This is a genomic window from Dactylosporangium sp. NPDC005572 (assembly GCF_040605515.1).
Taxonomy (GTDB): Bacteria; Actinomycetota; Actinomycetes; order Mycobacteriales; family Micromonosporaceae; genus Dactylosporangium.
Window position 1 is genome coordinate 50067 of the sequence record NZ_JBEXCY010000063.1, and the last position, 6221, is coordinate 56287.

General features: G+C 74.8%; 8 protein-coding genes. 6 read left to right on the plus strand and 2 right to left on the minus strand.

The features are described 5' to 3' along the window. Positions 1–46 precede the first annotated feature (46 nt). From ABZS66_RS27665 to ABZS66_RS27685, 5 genes are all read left to right on the plus strand, one after another. Positions 47–1195, plus strand: a complete 1149-nt coding sequence (locus ABZS66_RS27665; protein ID WP_354762521.1) for an MFS transporter — start codon at positions 47–49, stop codon at positions 1193–1195. Between the two features lie 65 nt (positions 1196–1260). Then, positions 1261–1854 (plus strand): DUF2975 domain-containing protein, encoded by a 594-nt coding sequence (locus ABZS66_RS27670; protein ID WP_354762523.1) that lies wholly within the window; start codon positions 1261–1263, stop codon positions 1852–1854. After that, the gene (locus ABZS66_RS27675) at positions 1854–2081 is read left to right on the plus strand and encodes a helix-turn-helix transcriptional regulator (RefSeq protein WP_354762525.1); all 228 of its coding nucleotides are present in this window, start codon (positions 1854–1856) and stop codon (positions 2079–2081) included. The genes ABZS66_RS27670 and ABZS66_RS27675 overlap by 1 nt, the downstream gene beginning before the upstream one ends. A gap of 93 nt (positions 2082–2174) precedes the next feature. Continuing rightward, entirely contained in the window at positions 2175–2699 is a 525-nt protein-coding gene (locus ABZS66_RS27680; RefSeq protein WP_354762527.1) for a SigE family RNA polymerase sigma factor, read from the plus strand. Between the two features lie 2 nt (positions 2700–2701). Next, positions 2702–3868 carry a hypothetical protein gene (locus tag ABZS66_RS27685; RefSeq protein WP_354762529.1) on the plus strand — a complete coding sequence of 389 codons (1167 nt, stop codon included), beginning with the start codon at positions 2702–2704 and terminating at the stop codon, positions 3866–3868. On the opposite strand, the gene ABZS66_RS27690 is transcribed toward ABZS66_RS27685, so the two are convergent. Further along, complete coding sequence (locus tag ABZS66_RS27690; protein ID WP_354762531.1) at positions 3865–4824, minus strand: sigma-70 family RNA polymerase sigma factor; 960 nt, start codon at positions 4822–4824, stop codon at positions 3865–3867. The genes ABZS66_RS27685 and ABZS66_RS27690 overlap by 4 nt on opposite strands. A gap of 72 nt (positions 4825–4896) precedes the next feature. Between ABZS66_RS27690 and ABZS66_RS27695 the strand changes: the two genes are divergently transcribed. Continuing rightward, positions 4897–5700 (plus strand): alpha/beta hydrolase, encoded by an 804-nt coding sequence (locus tag ABZS66_RS27695; protein ID WP_354762533.1) that lies wholly within the window; start codon positions 4897–4899, stop codon positions 5698–5700. Between the two features lie 13 nt (positions 5701–5713). Here the strand turns inward: ABZS66_RS27695 and ABZS66_RS27700 are convergent. Then, positions 5714–6221: hypothetical protein (locus ABZS66_RS27700; protein ID WP_354762535.1), on the minus strand; the 508-nt coding region annotated here is incomplete at its 5' end.

Here is a 6221-nt window from a genome sequence, read left to right on the forward strand (position 1 = left end):
CCAACGCGATGTCCCCACTCCTCCCTCGCCGCGGAACAGCCGGGTCATGACGACGACAGTCCCCCCACGCCGTGCGTGGGCGACGCTCGGCGTGCTCGCGCTGGCCGCGTTCGCCTTCGTCACCACCGAGCTGCTGCCGATCGGCCTGCTGACCGTGATGGCGCCCGACCTCGGCCGGTCGCGCTCGGAGATCGGGGCGCTGGTCAGCGGGTACGCCGTCGTCGTCGTCCTGGCGTCGGTACCGCTGACCCGGCTGACCCGCAGCGTGCCCCGCCGGCAGCTGCTGAGCGGCACGCTCGTGCTGTTCGCCGCCGCGAACGCCGTCGGCGCGGCCGCGCCGAGCTACGCGGTGCTGGCCGGCTCCCGGCTCGCCACCGCGCTCGCCCAGGCGCTCTTCTGGTCGGTCGTCTCGCCGGCGGTGTCCGGCCTGTTCCCGGTCGCCGTCCGGGGCCGGGTGGTCGCGCTGTTCTCGACCGGCGCCGCGCTCGCCCCGGTCCTCGGGGTGCCGCTGGCCACCTGGATCGGCCAGCAGGCCGGCTGGCGGACCGCGTTCGGGGTGGTGGCGGGCCTCGCCCTGCTGACCGCGGCCGCGGCGGCCGCGCTGATCCCGGACTACCACCCGGACGATGGCGGCGCCGCCCGCGGCACCGCGCCCAGCCGCCGCCACCTCACCGTCCTGCTGGCCGTGACGGCAATCGGCATCACGGGCTTCCTGACCCTGAACACGTACGTGACGCCGTTCCTGCTCGACGTGAGCGGCTTCGGCACCGCCGCGCTCGCCCCGCTGCTGTTCGTCTCCGGTGCCGCCGGCGTGGCCGGCACGGTCGCGGTGGCCCGCACGCTGGACGGCCACCCGATCGGCTCGCTGCTGGTGCCGCTGGGCGCCGGCACGCTGGCCCTGCTGAGCCTGGCCCAGCTGGGCGCCCGGCCCGCGGTCGCGGTGCTCGGGCTGGCAGTCATCGGCGCGGCCTACGCGTCCTTCGCCACCGCCGTGCAGCACCGCATGCTCCAGGTGGCCCCGGGCAGCACCGACATCGCGTCGGCGGGCGTGAGCACGGCCTTCAATGTGGGCATCGCGGCGGGCTCGCTCGTCGGCGGCCTGATGCTCCCGGTGTGGGGCGCCCAGTCCCTGGCCCTGACCGGCGCGGTGCTCACCCTGGCGGCCCTCGGACTGATGGCCGCCACCAGACGGTGACCCTCTTGACAGCGGGGCCTAACTTATCGAATATCAATATATCGGTAATCGATAAGGAGGCGGATATGAAGGTCCGCGCGGACTGGCTACGAGAGCTGCACGTCCTGCTCCTCCTCGCCGTCGGGCTGAGTGTCGCCGTGGGGCTGGCCAGCGGGATCGCGACCCTGACCGGCCAGCCGTTCGACGTCGGGGTGGCCAGTGGCGACGTGCTACGCGCCGACGCGCTGACCGGGGCGCGGCCCGGCGTGGCCGTCGACCCCGACGCGAGCGTCTACCTGCGCGTCGAGCACCCGACGGTGGCCCAGAGCGCCCTCGCCACCATGGCCACCCTGCCGGGGTACGCGCTGACCACCACCATGCTCGTGCTGCTGTGGCGGCTGGTCGCCCGGGCCCGCCACGACGACCCGTTCACCGCCGGCACCGTCCGCCGGCTGCGGGTGCTCGGCTGGCTGCTCGTCGTCGGCGGCCCCGTCTCGGCCATGGTCGAGCTCGCCGGCCGGTTCGCCCTCGCCGGCACGGTCAAGACCGGCGGCCCGGACGCCAGCCTGGACCTGGGCTCGACCGCGGTGTGGTTCCTGGCCGGCTTCGGGATGCTCGCGATCGCCGAGGTCGTGCGGCGGGGCCAGGCGCTGCGCGCCGAGCTCGACGGCGTCGTCTGATGCCGCCGGAGGACGAGCACCGGGTCGAGGTACACCTGGACGAGCTCCTGGCCGAGCGCGGCATCACGCTCACCGAGCTCGCGGACCGGGTCGGCCTGACGCTCGCCAACCTCTCGGTGCTCAAGAACGGCCGCGCCCGGGCGGTGCGCTTCAGCACCCTCACCGCGTTGTGCGACGTCCTGCAGTGCCAGCCGGGCGACCTGTTCACGGTGACCCCGCGCTCGTAGCGGTCACCGGCGGCGAAGGCCGCCCGGCGTGCAACCTCCCGGAGGGCTGCGCCCGTTTCAGTCGGGACGCCGGGCGGAAAGGACATCATCCCGATGCGGACCGAGGCACAGGAGCAGTACGTCGAGTACGTGACCGGGCGGTTGCCCGCGTTGCGCAGGCTCGCGTACGTGCTGTGCGGGGACGACCATCATGCGGACGACCTCGTGCAGCAGACGATCACCAAGTTGTACGTGCGGTGGAAGCGGATCCGCGACGTCGAGCACGTCGACCAGTACGTGCGGACGATGCTCGTGCGCGCGTTCGTCGACGAGAAGCGGCGGCCGTGGGCGCGGGTCGGGCTGGTGCCGCAGACGCCCGACCGGGCCGACCCGCTCGGGGCGGTCGACGACCGGGTCGCCGAGGCCGTGGTCGTGCGGGCCGCGCTCACCCGGGTGCCGCCCCGCCAGCAGGCGGTACTCATCCTGCGGTTCCTGTGCGACATGCCGGTCGAGGACGTCGCGGCGGCGCTCGACTGCTCGCCGGGCACCGTGAAGAGCCAGACCTCGCGCGGCCTGGCCGCGATCCGGCGGGTGCTGGGCGACATGAACGCGGACGCGTTTCCAGGGAAGGGGCGTTGAGGATGGACGACGAACGGTACGGAACGACGCTCTTCCGGGTGCTCGACGGCGAGCCCGGCCCGTCGACGGTCGACGTGCGGCGGGCCGTCGCCGACGGGGAGCGGCACCACCGCCGGGCCCGGCTGGCCGGGGCGACGGCGGCCGCGGCCGCGGTCCTGGTCGTGGTGGCCGCGAGCTGGGCGGTGGCCCGCCCGGCGCGGCAGGACCCGGCCCCGGTGCTGCCGGCGGCGACGTCCGAGCAGCCACCGCCGCGCAAGGCCATGGCCTGCGTGCCGGAGCAGCTCACCACCCCGGCCGGGCACGGCCCGAAGGCGGTGGTCTCCGGGGGCGACCCGACCGGGCGGTACCTCGTCGGCCGCAGCTACCCGGGAACCGGCCCGGCCACGGTGATCTGGGTCGACCGGCAGCCGCAGCTCGCGCCCATGCCGGGCGAGGACGGCACGTTCAGCGACGTGACGTCGACCGGCGTCGCGGTCGGGGACAGCTTCAGCGGCGAGCGGACGGTCGCGTACGCCTACGAGGGCGGGAAGTTCACCCGGCTGGCCGGCACCGACACCACGGCGTCCGCGATCAACGAGGCGCGGACGATCGCCGGGTCGGTCGGCGACCGCCCGGCGCTGTGGGCGTCGCCGACCGCCCAGCCGACGATGCTGGCGCTGCCCGGCGCGGGCTGGTCCGGGATCGCGACCGGTATCGACGAGGACGGCACGGTCGTCGGTCAGGTCGCACCGAAGCTCGGCCAGGAGGTCGCCGTGCTGTGGCGGCCCGACGGCCGGCTCGAGCGGCTCCCGGCGCCGGACGTCCGCGGGAAGCCCGCCAACACCTTCATCGCGACGAGCATCCGCGACGGCTGGGTGACCGGCTGGGCGGCCCGTGACGAGCCAGGGGTGCGGTACATCGCCGGGCCGCGGTGGAACCTGCGCGACGGCACGGTCACCAGCCTCGACGGCCTCTTCTCCACGGTCAACCGCGACGGCTGGATGCTGGGGTCGACGACGCTGCACGCCGGCGACCAGACCGTCGAGCTGCCGCCGCCGCCCGGCTTCAGCGGGCGCATAAGCGTGCACGCGTACACGCTGAGCGACGACGGCCGCACGGTCGCCGGGCAGGTCAGCGGCGACGGCGACGTCCGGACCCAGCCGGTCCCGATCGTGTGGACGTGCGGCTAGGACACCGCCGGAGGGAGGCCGAAGCGGGCGAACAGGGCGGGGTCGAGGAACGACGTGATCTCGGCGATGCGGTCGTCGCGGAGCGTCAGGACGTTGATCGACCACGGCGTGTGCGCCCGCGCGGCCTCGTCCCACAGGTAGCAGGCGATCGCCGGCTGGCCGTTGGCCTCGGCCGGCCGGTGCCGCCAGCTGCCACAGGTGGAGAGCGGCAGGCGTACCGCGAAGTCGCGCACGGCGGGCAGCCCGCGGTACCAGTGCGGCAGGGGCGGCATCGACCAGGTCACGTCGGCGGTGAGGAGCGCGACCAGCGCGTCGGCGTCGCCGCGCTCCAGCGCCGACGCGTAGCCGGCGACGATCTCGCGGACCCGCCGCTCGGGGACCGGGTGCTCGCTCGCCGGCGGCACCCGCTCGGCGACCAGCCGGCGGGCCCGGGCCAGCGCCGAGTTCACCGAGGCGGTGGAGGTGTCCATCATCCCGGCGATCTCCGCGGCCGAGAAGCCCAGCACCTCGAACAGCAGCAGCGCGGCCCGCTGGTTGCCCGGCAGGTGCTGGAGCGCGGCCACGAAGGCCAGCTCGACCGCCTCGCGCTGCTCGTAGGGCTCCAGCCAGGCGACATCGGTGCGCGGGGCCGCGCCGACGACCGCGTGGTCGCTCGACGGGCCCAGGTCCATCGGCAGGGCGCGGCGGCCGCGGGCGGCGACGAGGTCCAGGCAGGTGCGGGTGGCCACCGTGTAGAGCCAGGAGCGCAGCGAGCCGCGGCCGGTGAAGCCGCCCAGCCCCTGCCAGGCCCGCAGCAGCGCGTCCTGGAGGGCGTCGTCGGCGTCGTGCACCGAGCCGAGCATGCGGTAGCAGTGGGCGTGCAGCTCGCGGCGCAGCGGCTCGACCAGCCGGGTGAAGGCCGCGTCGTCACCCTGCCGGGCGAGGTCCAGGTCGTCCGTCGAAGAAATCCGGCTCACGAGCGACGATTCCCTCCCCGCGCGGCAGTCTCACCGGTGACACCAACCCTACTGCTGCCCGGAGGTAGCCGAATGCCCCAGATCACCGGTACGGACGGGAAGCTCCACTACGAGCTGCGCGGCACGGGCCCGCTCGTCGTGCTGGTGGGCGCGCCGATGGACGCCACGTTCTTCGCGCCGCTCGCCGAGCTGCTCGCGCCGGAGTACACCGTGCTCACCACCGACCCGCGGGGCGTCAACCGCAGCGTCCTCGACGACCCCGAGCAGGACTCGGCCGTCGAGCAGCGGGCCGGCGACCTGGCCCGGCTCATCGAGCACGCCGGCGCCGGGCCGGCGACCGTGGTCGGCTCCAGCGGCGGCGCCGTGACGGCGCTGCAGCTGGCCCAGACCCGGCCGGACCTGCTGGCGGCCGTGGTGGCGCACGAGCCGCCGATCATCGACGTGCTCGACGACCGCGACGAGCGGCACGCGGGCGTCGACGACATGATCGCCACCTACGCGGCCGGCGACCCGCAGGGCGCCTGGATGCGGTTCTTCACCAACGCGAACATCCCGCTCCCGCCGTTCGACGGCGCCGGCCCGCCGCCGGAGCCCGAGCCGGTGCAGGCCGCGACCGAGCGGTTCTGGTTCCTGCACGAGATGCGCCCGACGACCCGCTGGCGGCCCGACGTCGAGACCCTGCGGGCGTCGCCGGTCCGCATCGTCGTCGCCGTCGGCGAGGACTCGGCCGGGCAGCTGTGCGACCGGTCGGTGCGGGCGCTCGCCGCCGCGCTCGGCGCCGAGCCGGCGGTGTTCCCCGGCGGGCACATCGCGTTCGTCGACGACCCGGCCCGGTTCGCCCCGCGGCTGCGCGAGGTCGTCGGGCGATCGTGGTGACCACCTGGCGTGGTCAGCCGACCCGGACCGACTCGGCGGAGTAGTTGCCGAGCGTGCTCGTCTCGACGAGCGTCGTCTCGGTGCAGCGGTACCGCCCCGGCTCGAGGTTGTACGTGGTCGCGCCGCCGGCGTTGTACTTCCCGTCGCGCGTCAGGGTGTTCCGCGCGGTCGAGCTGATCTTGCTCTGCAGCATCTCGCCGTCGACCGCGGAGTAGCGGAACACCGCCTGGCCGCGGTGCGTGCCCTCCCAGCGGTGGCCCCCGTAGTCGGCGACGTACGGGGCGGAGTGGTCGTAGTCGTAGGTCACTGTGTTGTCGGCCTTGTAGACGCTGATCACGCCGGCGCCGCCGGTGTACTGCACGCGGTCGCCGTCGATCAGCCCGTAGTTCGTCGCGGTCGTCGTGCGCCACGTGCCGAGCAGGCACGGGTCGACGCCCGCCGGGTAGCTCGGCGACGGCGAGGCCGACGGCGACGGGGAGCCGGACGGCGAGGCGGACGGCCCGGCGGCGGGCGTCGACGGG